The organism is Leptospira yasudae (assembly GCF_003545925.1).
Taxonomy (GTDB): Bacteria; Spirochaetota; Leptospiria; order Leptospirales; family Leptospiraceae; genus Leptospira; species Leptospira yasudae.
This window is the reverse complement of sequence record NZ_QHCU01000008.1, coordinates 73,120-86,502: the sequence shown is the minus strand read 5'-3', so window position 1 is coordinate 86,502 and position 13,383 is coordinate 73,120. Positions and strand designations below refer to the sequence as shown.

Below are 13,383 nucleotides of genomic sequence, written 5' to 3'. Positions count from 1 at the left end.
AGATCTTTTGAATGATACTGTAAAAAATAACGCGATCCTTTGTGTGGACGACGAGCCGATTATTTTGATCGCGTTAAAGCAGGAATTAAAGAAACAATTCGGGAACGAGTTTCAATACGAGACCGCGATCAACGCGAACGAAGCGTTGGAGGTCGTGGACGAACTCGTAGGAAACGGAATCAACGTGATTCTCATTCTTTCCGATTGGCGTATGCCCGGGATCAAGGGCGACGAATTCTTAATTTTGGTTCATCAAAAATATCCCGATATTCAATCCATATTGATTACGGGTCACGTGGACGAAGCCGCGGTGGAACGGGTCAAAAAAGAAGCGGGTACATACGCGGTTCTTCCGAAACCTTGGGACCCGAAACAGCTCGCGGACGCGGTAAAGGTTTGTTGTAATCGGAATTAATTCGACATCGTTTTGAGCGGAAGAAGCGAACCTTTGAAATTTCAATTGCAGCCTTCCGCAAGTCCAAAGACCTTGTAATCAAAAGACGGCGACTCTTTGGGAGAATCGAATGAAAGTCCACCGATATAACTCTGTTCCGGAAGTAAAGGATATCGGAGACGGAATCTTTAAAACCGAAATTCCCCAGCCTTTTTACGCGCCTAACAACATTTATATTCTTCCCGACGGCGAACCGACCATCATCGATTCAGGCTATATCGAAAATCTCGGGATGCTTCAGCGCGCTCTAAAGACGATCGGACTTTCTCTCAGCAAAATCAAACATATCATCTATACGCACAATCATCTCGATCACATGAGCGCAGCGCTCACGCTTCGTTATTATACGGACGCGAAATTATACGCGATGACCGGGATGGCAGCGGAGATCGGCAACTACGTCGAATTCGTTCAGGTTTTTCAACGAGCGATGAGAAGACTCGTATACAAAGGACATCACGACAACGCGACCAGAGCGACCGAACTCAAACGAGTGGACACGGGTATATTCGAATTTAATGATGCACTGAACAACTCCGAACGGGTCGATCCGTATCTCGACTTCGACGTGGAACTCGTGGAAGGGGACGTCATCCAAGCGGGTGGAAGGGAAATCGGAATTCTCCATACGCCCGGACACAACCGCTGGCACTTAACTCCCTATATACTCGGTGAAAAGATCTACTTTACGGGCGATCTCGTATTGCAGAACATTTCTTCGATTTATGCAGAGATCGACGGGAATTTATACGACTATCATCAATCCTTGGATCGTCTTTCCAAACTTCCGATTCGGAGACTTCTTCCAGCACACGGGGCCGAGCCGGACGATCCGCAAAGGGCGATCAAACTACTTTCAAAAACTTTAAACCTTTTGGAAAGAGGGGTCGTGCGTCGTCTTAAAGAGAACGATCAGGATCTTTCCACATTGGTTCTCGAAGCGATGGGAGAGAAGGTCGCGAACAGCGGGTATTACAACACTGCACTTGCGATTCTTCATTCTTTGATCCGAAAGCTGATCGATCAAGGTCAAGTCCAAGTATTGGAAATCGATCCTCCATATGAAAAATACAGGTGGATCGGCGGCGATTGAGGTTTCCGGATCGTATCATTGAACGGATAATGTTTCGAGATTATCCGCGTCTGTTTGGCTCTTGTATGATTTCTCCGTAAAACGGGGTTTCCTTAATTTTCAGATTGTATCCTTTTATGAAAAGAATTTCAAGATTTACGGTGTCTTCCCGGTTGTATCCTTCCAGAATTTTCAGAGCGTCCGTGTCGTCGTAATCGACGTATTGTTTCCACAGTCGCACTGCTTCGATTCCGGTGATCGCCGCTTCTTCCGGTCTGTGGATCCCCAATGCTTTTTCGCAGCCCTTGAGTCCTCCTTTGATTCCGAGGGATCTTAAGAAAAACATAATATCGATATGATTGTTTCGAAAACGCACGTTGAATTCTTTTTCCAAAAAGGGGACGTCGAAGCCGATTCCGTTGTAGGAAACGAAAATTTGATCCTGTCTCAGATTGTCCAAGAAGAAGTCCAAGTTGAAGCCACGCACATACGAACGGTATTCTTCTCCGTCATAGGTTCCGATAACGGTCGTACGGTCGTCGCTTCCGAGTCCCGTCGTTTCGATATCGAGATACAAAAGTTTTTTGCGGATCTTCGGAAAAAGTCTCCAGTGATGTTTTGCGGAAAGAACGTGGAAGAAATAAAAGAAGTTCTCCCGTTCCAATTCTTTTTTAGAAAATTCTAATGCGTCCAAAATCAGATTGGCGATCGGAATGGATTCGTTCTTGAGATAGGCTTTGAGATCCTTCCAATCGTAGATTCCTTTTTGCCAGAGATTTTTTTCCTCGACGGAATCGATACCCGGAAGATGGCAGAACGTATGCTCCAGCATTCAGACTTTCCTTCGATTTCCGAATATGGACGTTAGACGAAATCCAGTCGCGAGAATGCAGAGAATCCAAATTCCCGCGTTTCCGATCTTCGTATAAACGGTAGAGACGGAGGAATCGAGGCGGATCGAAAACGTTCGGATCGCCGTTTCGTGAAATCCGATCGGATGAATGAGCGCAATCCCCCGAGAATCCCAGACTTCCGTAATTCCCGAAACCGTCGAGCGGATGAGCGGAAGGCCGGTTTCGATCGCCCGTAAACGGACGGTTCCCGAATGTTGGTGCGCTTCCAATTCGGAATCGAACCACGAGTCGTTCGTGATGTTGACGAGAATTTCCGGTTTTTCTCCGGCGTTGAAGTAATCCAAAACGAGTTCGGTGAACATCGCTTCGTAACAAAGCAAAGGAAGAATGGAATACGAATATTCGGAATTTTGAATCTTTTCCAATTGTATCGCTTCGGATGCGAACGAAGATCGGAATCGATTCGGATCGTCCATACGGGAAATATCCTCCGGTTCCGGAGCTGCGATCGGTTTTGTTTTTCGAATCGGATTTCCGATTAACAATCTCGGAGTTTCGCCGGGAACATAACGGGAAGTTTCCCGAAAGACGGAACGTAAAAACGGAAGTTGTTCTTCCAACGGAAGATATTCTCCGAACGCGAGAAGTCTTCTTTTATTATACCGTTCGACGCTCCCGTCCAGATTTTTAAAAAGGGAAATCTGGTTTCTTAGTTTTCCGTGATCCATGTTGAGTTCGTTATAAAGAACGTCGGCTCCGGTCTGTTTGGAAAGATACAGAATCAATCCTTCCATCGTGGAAGAATAGATATGATCTTTTCGGTTCTCTTCCGAATCGATCGTACCGTGAAAAGGGATCGAGGATTCCGGGATCACGATCAAGGAAGGAGGACGTTCCGAGGACATGCTTCCCTGCAAAGACAAGGAAAGAACCTTACTCATCGTCGCGCTTAAAAAAGCGGAATCCGCCTTGAGATCCTTGGTGCCGGGAGAAGTGTCCGGTTGTATGATCACTACGGAAAGTTCCTTCGGTTGCACTTCGTTTAACAACGGAACCGCGTAGCCGATTCTGTAAAGACCGTATGCGTAGATGAAAACGATCCCGATGGCGCCGACGACGGAAATTCTGAATTCTTTCGTATCTCTTTTTCGGATCGTCGATACCAATATTAAAAAAACGGAAGATAGAAAGAGCAAAAGGAAACTCAAACCGTAGACGCCCGCGATCGAAGCGAATTGTTCGAAGACGATCGAACCGGAAACCAAATTTCCCCAATACCAAGGAAAGATCTGATAGGTGAGTATGTCCGCGAGCGCTCCCGCCGCCGGAAATACGAGCAAGACCCAGGGATTCCCGATCGATCCTAATTTAGAAAATCGGAATAGAATATAAAACGGAAAAAACTTGAGATGCGAAATGATTCCGTAGAACAAAAAAAACAGAATCGAAACGACCGGACCCGTTCCCGCGATTCTCGAAACCGCGCCCGGAATCCAAGGAAAGGTGGTGTAATTTAAGATTTGGGAAAGGATCAAAAGCCAAAGCGACGCCTTCCAAAACGGTTCCTTGTCGAGGGAAAGAAATAAAAACAGACAGGAGATCGATGCAAGAATTCCCGCGGTTAAGAATGAAAAAGGGGAAAGTCCCAAAAGGGTTCCGAATCCGACTCCGAGACAAAGCAGGAGCCGGTATTGGATGGAATCTTTCGGGATAAAACTCAGCAGATTCAATTTTGGTTTTTCTTCATCTCCTCTTCGTATTTCAATCTTCTTGAATATTCTTCCGCTTCTTCTTTGCCTAAATTTTTAATCCGAATTTCCATCAGGGCCTTTTCTCTCGCTTCTCCCTTTACGTTCGAATTTTTTTGAGCCCAGTCGGCTTCTTCGTTTTGGGTTTGTTTTTCCTTCTTTTCCCTTTCTTCGATTTCCTTATAAACCGCGTCCATACGATCGGCTCCGTCCTTACCGAAGTATTTTTCGCGAATGCTTCTCGTTTTACTGTTGCGATCGGAGGAACTCATCTTCGTAAGTTCCTTGTCTCGTAAGAACATTTCCGTTTCGTAGGTGTTGTATTTCGGCTCTCTCGTCTTTACGGTATTGTAATATTGCCCGTAGACATTTTTTCGATATTCTTCGTATTTCTGCATCCGTTGATCGCCGTTTAGGGATTCGGTGTCTTTCAGAAAACCGCCGAGGGAATCCCGGTAGGTTTCCTCCGCTTCTTCCATACCGAAGATGAGCTTTGCGTCGTTTTCGGAAAAGAACTCCCTTCGTTTCTTCTTAACGAGTTCGTATTTTTCGGCGCGGGTAAGTTTGTCGGAAAGTTCGAATTCGCGCATCGTCGTTTCGTAACGCAGATAACCGGAAAAAAGTTTCATCAGATATTCCGCGTCTTTGCCGGAGTAATGATCCGCGATGAAGGCTCGGATGATTTCGTTGCACTGTTCGTAGACGACGTTTTCGGGGCACTGTCTGCGCAATCCCCAGAGTTCAGAGACGAGATTGACTTCTCCCGTAGTCGCGTATTGGAGAAGATCGTCGAAGGAAAGCCAGTTTCCGTTTTCATCGAAGATTCTTCTCGAAGTGTCGACGACCGCTTGGTTTAAAACCCATTCGCCGGATTCGTTGCGCTGCAGCGTGAACTCGGCGTCTTCTCCGCTCGAAGAGCCGCCGGGGCCTTTGCCTCCGCTGAAAAAGACGAACCAGACCAATGCGATGACGATCACGCCGATCAAACCGACGACTACGGGGAATGTAATTCTTTCCTGGAGAGATTTCATGGACCTGTGATTCTCAAAAAATTCTTTCTCAAGGCAAACCTTTTTTCGTTTTTTCCGAGGATGCGTTCGGATGAAATGACAATGAAGTGCAACAGAAAAGACCGATTCTTTATTATCCTCAAGGAACCACGGGAGCCGAGAAAATCTTTTCCGGATTTACGAAATTGGAAGTGCGATCGTATCCGATTGAACGGATCGGAGAATTGCCTTCCGAAAATCCGGAAGTTTTGATCGCGAATACTCGGTTGAAAGTGAATGCGGAAAGCGTCCGCAAGTTTCCTTCGGTGAGAATTTTCGCGACCGTAAGTTCCGGCACCGATCACGTGGACTTCAATTCTTTGAAAGAATCCGGTAAGATCTTCCTCAACGCGCCGGGATGCAACGCCGGTTCCGTCGCCGAATACTGTTATGCGGGATTGACGAGCCTGTTTTCCGAATCCGAACTGAAAACCAAAAAGGTAGGAATGATCGGCCACGGAAATACGGGAAAAGAATTTCATAAAATTCTAATATCCAAAGGGATCGACTCCGTTTTTTACGATCCGTTTTATAAGGCCGAGTCCGCGCCTCTCGAAGAAGTTCTGCGGAGTTCCGTGTTGAGTTATCACGTTCCCTTGACCCAGGACGGTTTCGAACCCACGTTCCGGTTCGTTTCCGAAACGCTGATCGATTCCCTGCAGCCGGGAACCGTCTTTATCAACACGAGTCGGGGAGAAATTCTTTCTCCTAAGGCGTTCGAACGATTGATTGCAAGAAATGATATATTCAAAATACTAGATGTGTTTGATCCGGAACCCCCCGCCGAAGAAACGGGCAGGATTCTCGCGGAAACTACCCAATCCGCTTTTACTCCGCATATCGCCGGTTACAGTCAGTTGGGGAGAATCAGCGGAACGTATCGTGTCGCCGAAAAATTATCGATTTTGTATCAAGATCGCCCTTTGCCTCCCTTGGAGTCCTTTTTGCAGACTTCGGGAGAATTTAAAACTTCGACCTTTTTAAAGGAGGAAGACTCGCTCTTGCGCGATTCCTGGCGCAACGGCGACCGAGGATATTTTGAAAGAAGAAGAAATTCCTATCCGATCCGTTTGGATTGGGGTTTGGTTTGAAAGATCGAGTTATGGGGCGCTTCTTTTTCTTTTTGGAAGGGCCGAGTTCGCCGCTATTGTATTCGATCGAAACTCACTTCCTGAATTGCGCCGCGTAGGGCAGCATATATCGTAATGGAATCGAACTTTAGCAGAACGCTTTCAGGGAGGAGGATCTTATTCCTGGTCGTTCGTTTGAGTGCATTGTTTTGATTTCTGGCACGGGATTCTTTGTTCGTTTGTGAATTATGTAGGAACACCCACATTGTTTTTAGAAGAATGATTTCTTTCATTTGGGCTTTAAAATTAAGGGTATCGTTTTTCGGAAATTGCGTACTAAAAAATCGAGTTTTGGCGCAGAAAAGAAGACCGATGGAACTGCTTTGAGCATATGGGAACATTATTGCTCAACTCTGATTTTCAGATTCAGTCGCACCTACAGGAAAACAAAAGTATTGTCGTAAGTATTCTCGTTCAGGAAGAGACGTTGTTCCGGTATCCGCTTCGGCTTCGTAAAAATCTTCCGAAGAGAATTCCCGACCTGTTGAAACGATATGGAAAATTTTTAACTACTTCACGACGTCTGGGGAACAAAGCGGGAAGAACTTTATATCAAACCAGTCCCGGTAAAAAGAAACTAAAAAAGATCAATGTTCGAATCAGTACGGGAAGTTGGGCTTTATTTGGAACCTTAGCGCAAGCTCATGGAGTATCGCGTTGTTTTCTTTTTAATTATCTCTTAACCTTGGAAGATGCTGATGTTGGAGATTCGATCGTATTTACTATGAACGCAGGAGTTCCTACCTTTCACAGAAATTACAGTTACATTCTGCATTTAGATCTATTAAACAATAAAATCTCCCGAATTCTGAATTGCGATCCGCCAAATTCTTTCTTCGCTTTGGACTATCATCATTGGTATCCGTAACGAATTCCGACTCAATTCGATTTTCCAAATTGAATCGGGGCATTGGTCCGGGATTATTACGGAAAATTCCCCGGCGAGGGGGTAGCGAAAGACGCAAACGCGTCTGCAGCGAGGGGGAGACTTCCCCCTGCAAGCTATTCATAGAAAATGAAATACGGAGTTTCATTGAATGTCATTTCAGCTGGCCGAATATCCTCGGTTGTGAGATTCCAGAAATATGAAGCAATTTTTGATCTGGAATGATTTTGCTACGTATCGCGGAGACGGATTTTCAACTCTGCGTCACAGCCATTTTTATATTCAGATAAGTTTACCCGATTCCGGCAGTATTCAATTACGCAATCGCGACGGGGAATGGAAAACATACAACGCGGTTTTTATTCCTTCGGGTGTGAGTCATGAAATGCGGCGCGTGGAAGGCAATCTGACGCTTCTCTTTTTAGATCCGCTGACAACGGGTTATCATCTTTTTTACGAAAGAAGTCTGGCCGCCAATCACTCCGCATTCGAAGTCGGAGATATATTCACGGATCAAAGGAAGGATCAGATCGCGTCCATCGTCCAAACGTCCGATGCGGAAGCGCGCACGCTGCTTCTTGAAATTCTAAACAAAGATTTTCCGATGAGAACGAAAGGAGAATTGGACGCGCGCATTCAAAAAAGTATTTCCAATGTGGAGCTGGACGATTTCTCTCTTGCCCGTTTGGCCTTTGACGCTCGATTGTCCGTCGAACGGTTTCGTCATCTTTTCAGACAGGAAACCGGCGTCCCTTTTTCCGCGTATCGTCTTTGGTTAAAAACGAAGAAGGCCGTCGATCATTTGGGAAGTCGTCCGCACTTGCTCGACGCGGCGCATGAAGGAGGATTCGCGGATCAATCTCATTTTACTCGTATCTTTCGCCGATCGTTCGGAGTGAGTCCTTCGGACTTTACGAAAAAAGAAGAACCGTTTCGCGCCACCTTCTTTTCAAAATAGCCGCTGCGTTCAAGACCATTTTCCCGAAATCTAATATCGTTTTCGATATCGGAGAGAGGGAAATAATGAGTTCAAAAGTCACCGCGAAAAACTTGGCGGAGTTGTATTTCGATACGGCGCAGAAATATGCGGAACAACCCGCATTCGGAACCAGAAATAAAAACAAAGAATTCGTTACGATTACGTTTCGGGAAGTTTATGAAACGGGTGTCGCGCTTGCAACGGGTTTGATCGTCGATTTGGGATTGAAAGCCCGCGAACACGTGGCCGTCTTATCGGAAAATAGACAAGAATGGATTCTTGCGAATTACGGAATCCTATTGAGCGGCGCAGCCGATGTTCCGCGCGGCGCGGACGTAACGGACGGTGATATCCGATATATCGTCTCTCATTCCGACGCAAAGATCGTATTCGTAGAAAACGAATCCCTGTTACGGAAGGTGCAGAATAATCTGAGTCATCTGCCGAACGTAACTCATATCGTCCTTATGGAAGGCGCAGCGGATTCTACCGATAAAAAAACAATCCGAATGACGGACCTGATCGCGAGCGGAAAAAAATTGCGAGCATCCGGCGATCGTAAAGTGGAAGAACGAGTTGCGGCGATTCGACCGGACGATCTATTTACCATCATCTATACTTCCGGTACGACGGGAGAACCGAAAGGCGTCATGTTGACGCACGCCAATATGATCTCGCAATTGCGAAACATTCCGATCGACATCGGCCCTAAGGATCGATTCCTTTCGATTCTACCCGTCTGGCACAGCTTCGAACGGGTGTTTCAGATGGGAACGATCGCGATGGGAGCCGGGCAATATTACACCAATATCCGAAATATTAAGGAAGATTTAACGATCGTAAAACCTACGTTTATGGCGTCGGCGCCTCGATTGTGGGAAAATATCTATCACGGGATTCAATCGAAAATCCAATCGGGATCTGCAATCAAAAGAATCCTGTTTAAAAGCGCCTATGTTTGCGCTTTAAAGGTTCAGAGGGCCGTACATTTTTTTAAAGGGAATCGACTCGATTTAAATGGGCGGAATATTCTACAATCCTTATGGATGGGCGTTCGGTCGGTTCTGGCTCTCATCGTATTCACGATTCCTTATGTACTTCTGGACACGATCGTCCTTAAAAAAATTCGACAGGCAACGGGCGGAAAATTGCGCGGTACGGTTTCCGGCGGCGGATCGCTGCCCCTTCATATCGATGAATTTTTCAATGCGATCGGAATCCCTCTGTTTGAAGGATACGGTTTGACCGAAACTTCTCCCGGCCTTGCCTTTCGTACGCCCGGTCATTTGGTGATTGGAAGCGTGGGGCCGCTTTTTCCAGAAGTGGAAATTCTCTTAAAAGACGTGGAAAGCGGAAAAATATTGTATCCGCCTAAAAAAGGCGTGAAGGGTGAGATTCACGTACGCGGTCCTCAGATCATGAAAGGCTACTATAAACGCCCTGATGTTACCGCCAAGGTTCTCACCAAGGACGGTTGGTTTAACACCGGAGATCTCGGGATGATTACGTACAACAACACGCTCAAGATCGTAGGCAGGACAAAAGAGACCGTCGTTTTACTCAATGGGGAGAATATAGAACCGGTTCCGATTGAAAATAAACTCGCACAATCTCCGTTGATCGATCAGATCATGGTCGTCGGTCAGGATCAAAAATTTTTAGGGGCTTTAGTGTTACCGGTCCTCGACAGATTTCAAGAATACGGAAGGACGTATGAAGAACTCGCAGCGAATCCGATCGTCCGTGAAAAAATCATGCGCGAAGTAAAAGACGCGATGAATTTTGAAAACGGATTTAAGAGTTTTGAAAAGGTGGGAGACATTCGTCTGCTGCCGAAGGCGTTTGAAGTGGGCGACGAACTCTCTGCAAAAATGTCCGTCAAACGTCACGTAATCTCGGAAAAATACAGAGACCTGATCGACTCCATGTATCAGTAATTTTGTTTGCGAAACGGGAACGTAGAAACGGCGGATATCGTCCCGCCGTTTCAGTGAATTCTTTCGATTACGACGAGAATCGATCAAACCTTCGATAATCTTTCGATCGCTTCTGATTCGTTCTCCAGAAAAAATATATCTTTGCCCGAGTTCATCTCGTAGATAAAGTCTCGGAGACTTCCGCTCGCATACTTTGAAAAATCGCCGATAATCGCCAACTTCAACCGGTAATTAATGACCTTTTGAAGAACGCCTCCGGCCAGTCCTGTTCTTAGTTCGAAGAAGTCCTCTATGATATTAATTTTATTCAGGATAAAACGATCACAGCCCGTTTCGTATCGGATCGTCGCCATGAGATCCAATGCGGATTGCACGTCGGTTATAAGTAATTCGTCGCTGTCCACGGAGGCGATTTCGATCTTGTTTCGGATTGTTTTACGTAAATTCATGGCGCTCTTCGAGATTTTATGGAAGTATTTTCGAATCGATCCATTCCACTGAATCGGTTCAATCGATTTAGTTTCAATACGATTCGTTTTTGACGAATCGCCCGTTCCCCAATTGATAAACTGCTCTCCCTTGGCGGGTTGGCAGTTCGGACAAAAGAAGGAATCGTAACCTAATACGTTCGCTCTTCGGATCGTTGTTCCGCACACGGGACAAGGTTCGTTTTTTCGGTTTCGCACCTTCACGTGATCCCGCACCTTGACTTCGAGCGGTGCGCGTTTGTTGCGGATGTATTCGATCGAACTCGTGAGAACTTCCCGGATGCTTTTGTATAAAAGCGATTTCTCTTCGGTAGAAAGCTGATGAACGGGAGTCTTAGGATGGATCTTTGCCGCAAACAGAACCTCGTCCGCATAAGCGTTTCCTAATGCGCTCAATTTGGTTTGATCCATCAGAAACACTCGTGTCTGCTGACGGACTTTTTCCGTAAGCTTGAGAAAGGCTGCTTCAGTGAATTCATCCGAAAGAAGGTTGACTCCCTGATTCTGGTATTTGGGAATTTGAGAGATGTCTTCCGGTTTTAAAAAATACACCTTCCCCATTCTCGTGTCGTCCACGTAATTCAGAATCGGACCGTTCGTAACGATCCGAATACACAGATCCTTCTTCTTGTATTTCGATTCGAGGGAAAATCTTCCGGACAACATCGGGTGGATAATCATATTCCATTTTTCGAATGCGAAATTCAAAAACGGACCGTTTCGTTCTATGGATTGGAACGAAACTCCGGAAAACACTTCTTCCACGGAGCCGCCGGTGAGATTGCGTACGACCACCGGATCGACGATCTCTATCGATTCAACTGTTTTACCGATAAGCTCGGGGATCAAGCGTTCCCGAATGACGACTAAGTCCGGTAGTTCAGGCATAGAGCGATTGGATCCGAATCCGAACTTTCGTCAAGAATCAAAAGGGAGAATTCCTCTTTGTAAACCGAATCGGTCGCAGAGTTCCTTCGTTTTAATGCGAAGTGCGTTTCGATAATGAGCCGGCATTTCGCTACCGTTTGCAAAGAATCTCGAATATTTTTCGACGAGAAGAGGATAATGCCGTTCGAGAGCCTGAAACACCAAAGCCTTGCTATCGGAAGAATCCTGTCCTCCGAACAAGGTTAAGGTTGCCGGGAAGAGATAACGAATTCCCGCGTCTCGAAACGTTCGAAAAAGAAATTCCAAATTCTCGCCCGTATCGCTGATGTGCGGAAGCAAAGGCATCAAACTAACTCCGCTGTAAAATCCCTGTTTCAGGGTTTCTTTCAATGCGGAAAGACGCAGGCTTGGCGTCGTCGCGCCCGGTTCGAAAATTCTCGCAACAATGTCGTCTAACGTGGAAAAGGAGAACGTAAGAAACGATTTCGCGGGAAGTCGATCGCGCAGGTCGATAGGAAGGATCGCGGCTTTTTCGATTTCAAAGAGCAGATCCAGATCCCGTAGAACCAAGTCCGATTTCGTGAGAATATGAACCGGGAATCGATGTTTTAAAATAATCCGAAGTAGTTCCCGAGTGAGTCCGAGTTCTTTTTCGGTTTGCAGATACGGATCGGTCGCAGAGGACAATACGATGATCCCGTATTGATTCTTCTTGGCTCGATTCCAAAGCTGACGATCCAAAACTTCGGCCGCATTCTCCTTAACGGAAAGTTTATCCTCGGTGTTCAAACCGTATTTGCTTCCGCCGATATAACAATACAAACAACGAAAGGAACATCCGCTGTACGGATTGATCGTGTATTCGTCCAAAAACCAAGGATCTCTTCTCTTGGTTTTATTCAGGATCGTTTTAATCCGAATACTTCGAGGCATATTTGGAGGATCGGCTCAAACCGATTTGGATTTTCGTCTTAACGAAAGAAGAGATCGTTTCGTCCGCTTTCAATCTGGATTCGAATTTGCGAACGATGTCCGGATGAAATTTTGCGATCGTTTTGATCGCCCATCCGATTCCTTTTTTGGTATGAAAATCTTTCGTGTCCGCTTTTGTTAAGAGAAGTTGAAACGTTTCTTCTACGTATTTTTTAGCGAGACCTTTTTTCACGGCGTAATGAGAGGCGACTCCGACGGAACGAACGACCCAAGCGTTCTCGTGATTCAGAAGTTTTTTCAACGTCGGTAAGGACTCTTCCGGATTCTTCAAGAGAGAATGACCCATGACTCTTTCCCCGATGATATCGCAGACATACCATTCGTCTCCGAAGATCATATATTCCACCGCCTTCTTCCAGGAAGGTCGGAAGTATTTTTCGGAACGAAGCTGAAGCATCATTCCAGCGATCACGTTTCCTCCCATCGTTTTTCGAGCGATGATCCGATCGAGAAAGGCGATCTGCTCTTTATCGGCGATTCTTCCGTGAAGTTCTTTCGCGGCGAATTCCAACAAAGGAAATTTGATCTTTTTGGTTAAAAGTTCGGACAAGATTTCTTCGGCGAGCGCATTCGTTTTCCCTTTTGAAGATTCGAAACTGCGGTCGAGTAAGGCTTTGATTTCTTTTTTGGAAGTAATGGAATTCATCGAATGAAAACGATCTTGAAATACGAAGATTTATAAGCCGCGGCTTGGTTGACTGTCAATATTCTTTAAGTCCATTCTTATTTTTAACCGCATTCAATTGTTCCGACAAACCGATCCGCACAAAAAGGGTTTGCCCTTCTTGGAAGAAACGATTCGAAGCGAACCGGCGCAGTTTCCGCCGAAGTTTTTGTTCTTGGATAAACGTTTTAAACCGTAAAATTTCCTCAAAAAAGCGTTTGACAATTTGGAGAATTAAATG

The 13,383-nt window shown here is 45.8% G+C and carries 12 protein-coding genes; 6 read left to right on the top strand and 6 right to left on the bottom strand.

The annotated features are described in order from the left end of the window. The first annotated feature begins 7 nt into the window (after nt 1-7). The gene (locus DLM76_RS19625) at nt 8-415 is read left to right on the top strand and encodes a response regulator (RefSeq protein ID WP_118957520.1); all 408 of its coding nucleotides are present in this window, start codon (nt 8-10) and stop codon (nt 413-415) included. 109 nt (nt 416-524) lie between these two features. Further along, entirely contained in the window at nt 525-1,547 is a 1,023-nt protein-coding gene (locus tag DLM76_RS19620) for an MBL fold metallo-hydrolase (protein ID WP_118957519.1), read from the top strand. Between the two features lie 40 nt (nt 1,548-1,587). On the opposite strand, the gene DLM76_RS19615 is transcribed toward DLM76_RS19620, so the two are convergent. Genes DLM76_RS19615 through DLM76_RS19605 form a run of 3 tightly spaced genes read right to left on the bottom strand, consistent with a single transcriptional unit; the run spans nt 1,588 to nt 5,159 of the window. Further along, nucleotides 1,588-2,358, bottom strand: a complete 771-nt coding sequence (locus DLM76_RS19615) for a ribonuclease H-like domain-containing protein (RefSeq protein WP_118957518.1) — start codon at nt 2,356-2,358, stop codon at nt 1,588-1,590. Then, the gene (locus tag DLM76_RS19610) at nt 2,359-4,104 is read right to left on the bottom strand and encodes an apolipoprotein N-acyltransferase (RefSeq protein ID WP_167450807.1); all 1,746 of its coding nucleotides are present in this window, start codon (nt 4,102-4,104) and stop codon (nt 2,359-2,361) included. A gap of 2 nt (nt 4,105-4,106) precedes the next feature. Next, nucleotides 4,107-5,159: a lipase secretion chaperone gene (locus DLM76_RS19605; protein ID WP_118957517.1), complete on the bottom strand. Its 1,053-nt coding sequence runs from the start codon at nt 5,157-5,159 to the stop codon at nt 4,107-4,109. 86 nt (nt 5,160-5,245) lie between these two features. Between DLM76_RS19605 and DLM76_RS19600 the strand changes: the two genes are divergently transcribed. The 4 genes from DLM76_RS19600 to DLM76_RS19580 all read left to right on the top strand — a co-directional run bounded on the left by DLM76_RS19600 (nt 5,246) and on the right by DLM76_RS19580 (nt 10,109). Next, nucleotides 5,246-6,268 carry an NAD(P)-dependent oxidoreductase gene (locus DLM76_RS19600; protein ID WP_118966295.1) on the top strand — a complete coding sequence of 341 codons (1,023 nt, stop codon included), beginning with the start codon at nt 5,246-5,248 and terminating at the stop codon, nt 6,266-6,268. A gap of 370 nt (nt 6,269-6,638) precedes the next feature. Next, a complete protein-coding gene (locus tag DLM76_RS19590; protein WP_118966293.1) occupies nt 6,639-7,175 on the top strand; it encodes a DUF1564 domain-containing protein in 537 nt (178 codons plus the stop codon). 217 nt (nt 7,176-7,392) lie between these two features. Then, entirely contained in the window at nt 7,393-8,151 is a 759-nt protein-coding gene (locus DLM76_RS19585; RefSeq protein ID WP_118966292.1) for a helix-turn-helix domain-containing protein, read from the top strand. Nucleotides 8,152-8,216: 65 nt separating this feature from the next. After that, nucleotides 8,217-10,109, top strand: coding sequence for an AMP-dependent synthetase/ligase (locus DLM76_RS19580; protein WP_118966291.1), 1,893 nt, complete (start codon nt 8,217-8,219; stop codon nt 10,107-10,109). Nucleotides 10,110-10,192: 83 nt separating this feature from the next. On the opposite strand, the gene DLM76_RS21990 is transcribed toward DLM76_RS19580, so the two are convergent. Genes DLM76_RS21990 through DLM76_RS19560 form a run of 3 tightly spaced genes read right to left on the bottom strand, consistent with a single transcriptional unit; the run spans nt 10,193 to nt 13,124 of the window. Continuing rightward, on the bottom strand, nt 10,193-11,485 hold the full coding sequence (locus tag DLM76_RS21990; RefSeq protein WP_241548315.1) for a DUF4180 domain-containing protein: 1,293 nt from the start codon (nt 11,483-11,485) through the stop codon (nt 10,193-10,195). A gap of 30 nt (nt 11,486-11,515) precedes the next feature. Continuing rightward, nucleotides 11,516-12,418 (bottom strand): SPL family radical SAM protein, encoded by a 903-nt coding sequence (locus tag DLM76_RS19565; RefSeq protein ID WP_118966290.1) that lies wholly within the window; start codon nt 12,416-12,418, stop codon nt 11,516-11,518. Next, nucleotides 12,396-13,124 carry a DNA alkylation repair protein gene (locus DLM76_RS19560; RefSeq protein WP_118966289.1) on the bottom strand — a complete coding sequence of 243 codons (729 nt, stop codon included), beginning with the start codon at nt 13,122-13,124 and terminating at the stop codon, nt 12,396-12,398. Before DLM76_RS19560 ends, DLM76_RS19565 begins: the two co-directional genes overlap by 23 nt. Between the last annotated feature and the right edge of the window lie 259 nt (nt 13,125-13,383).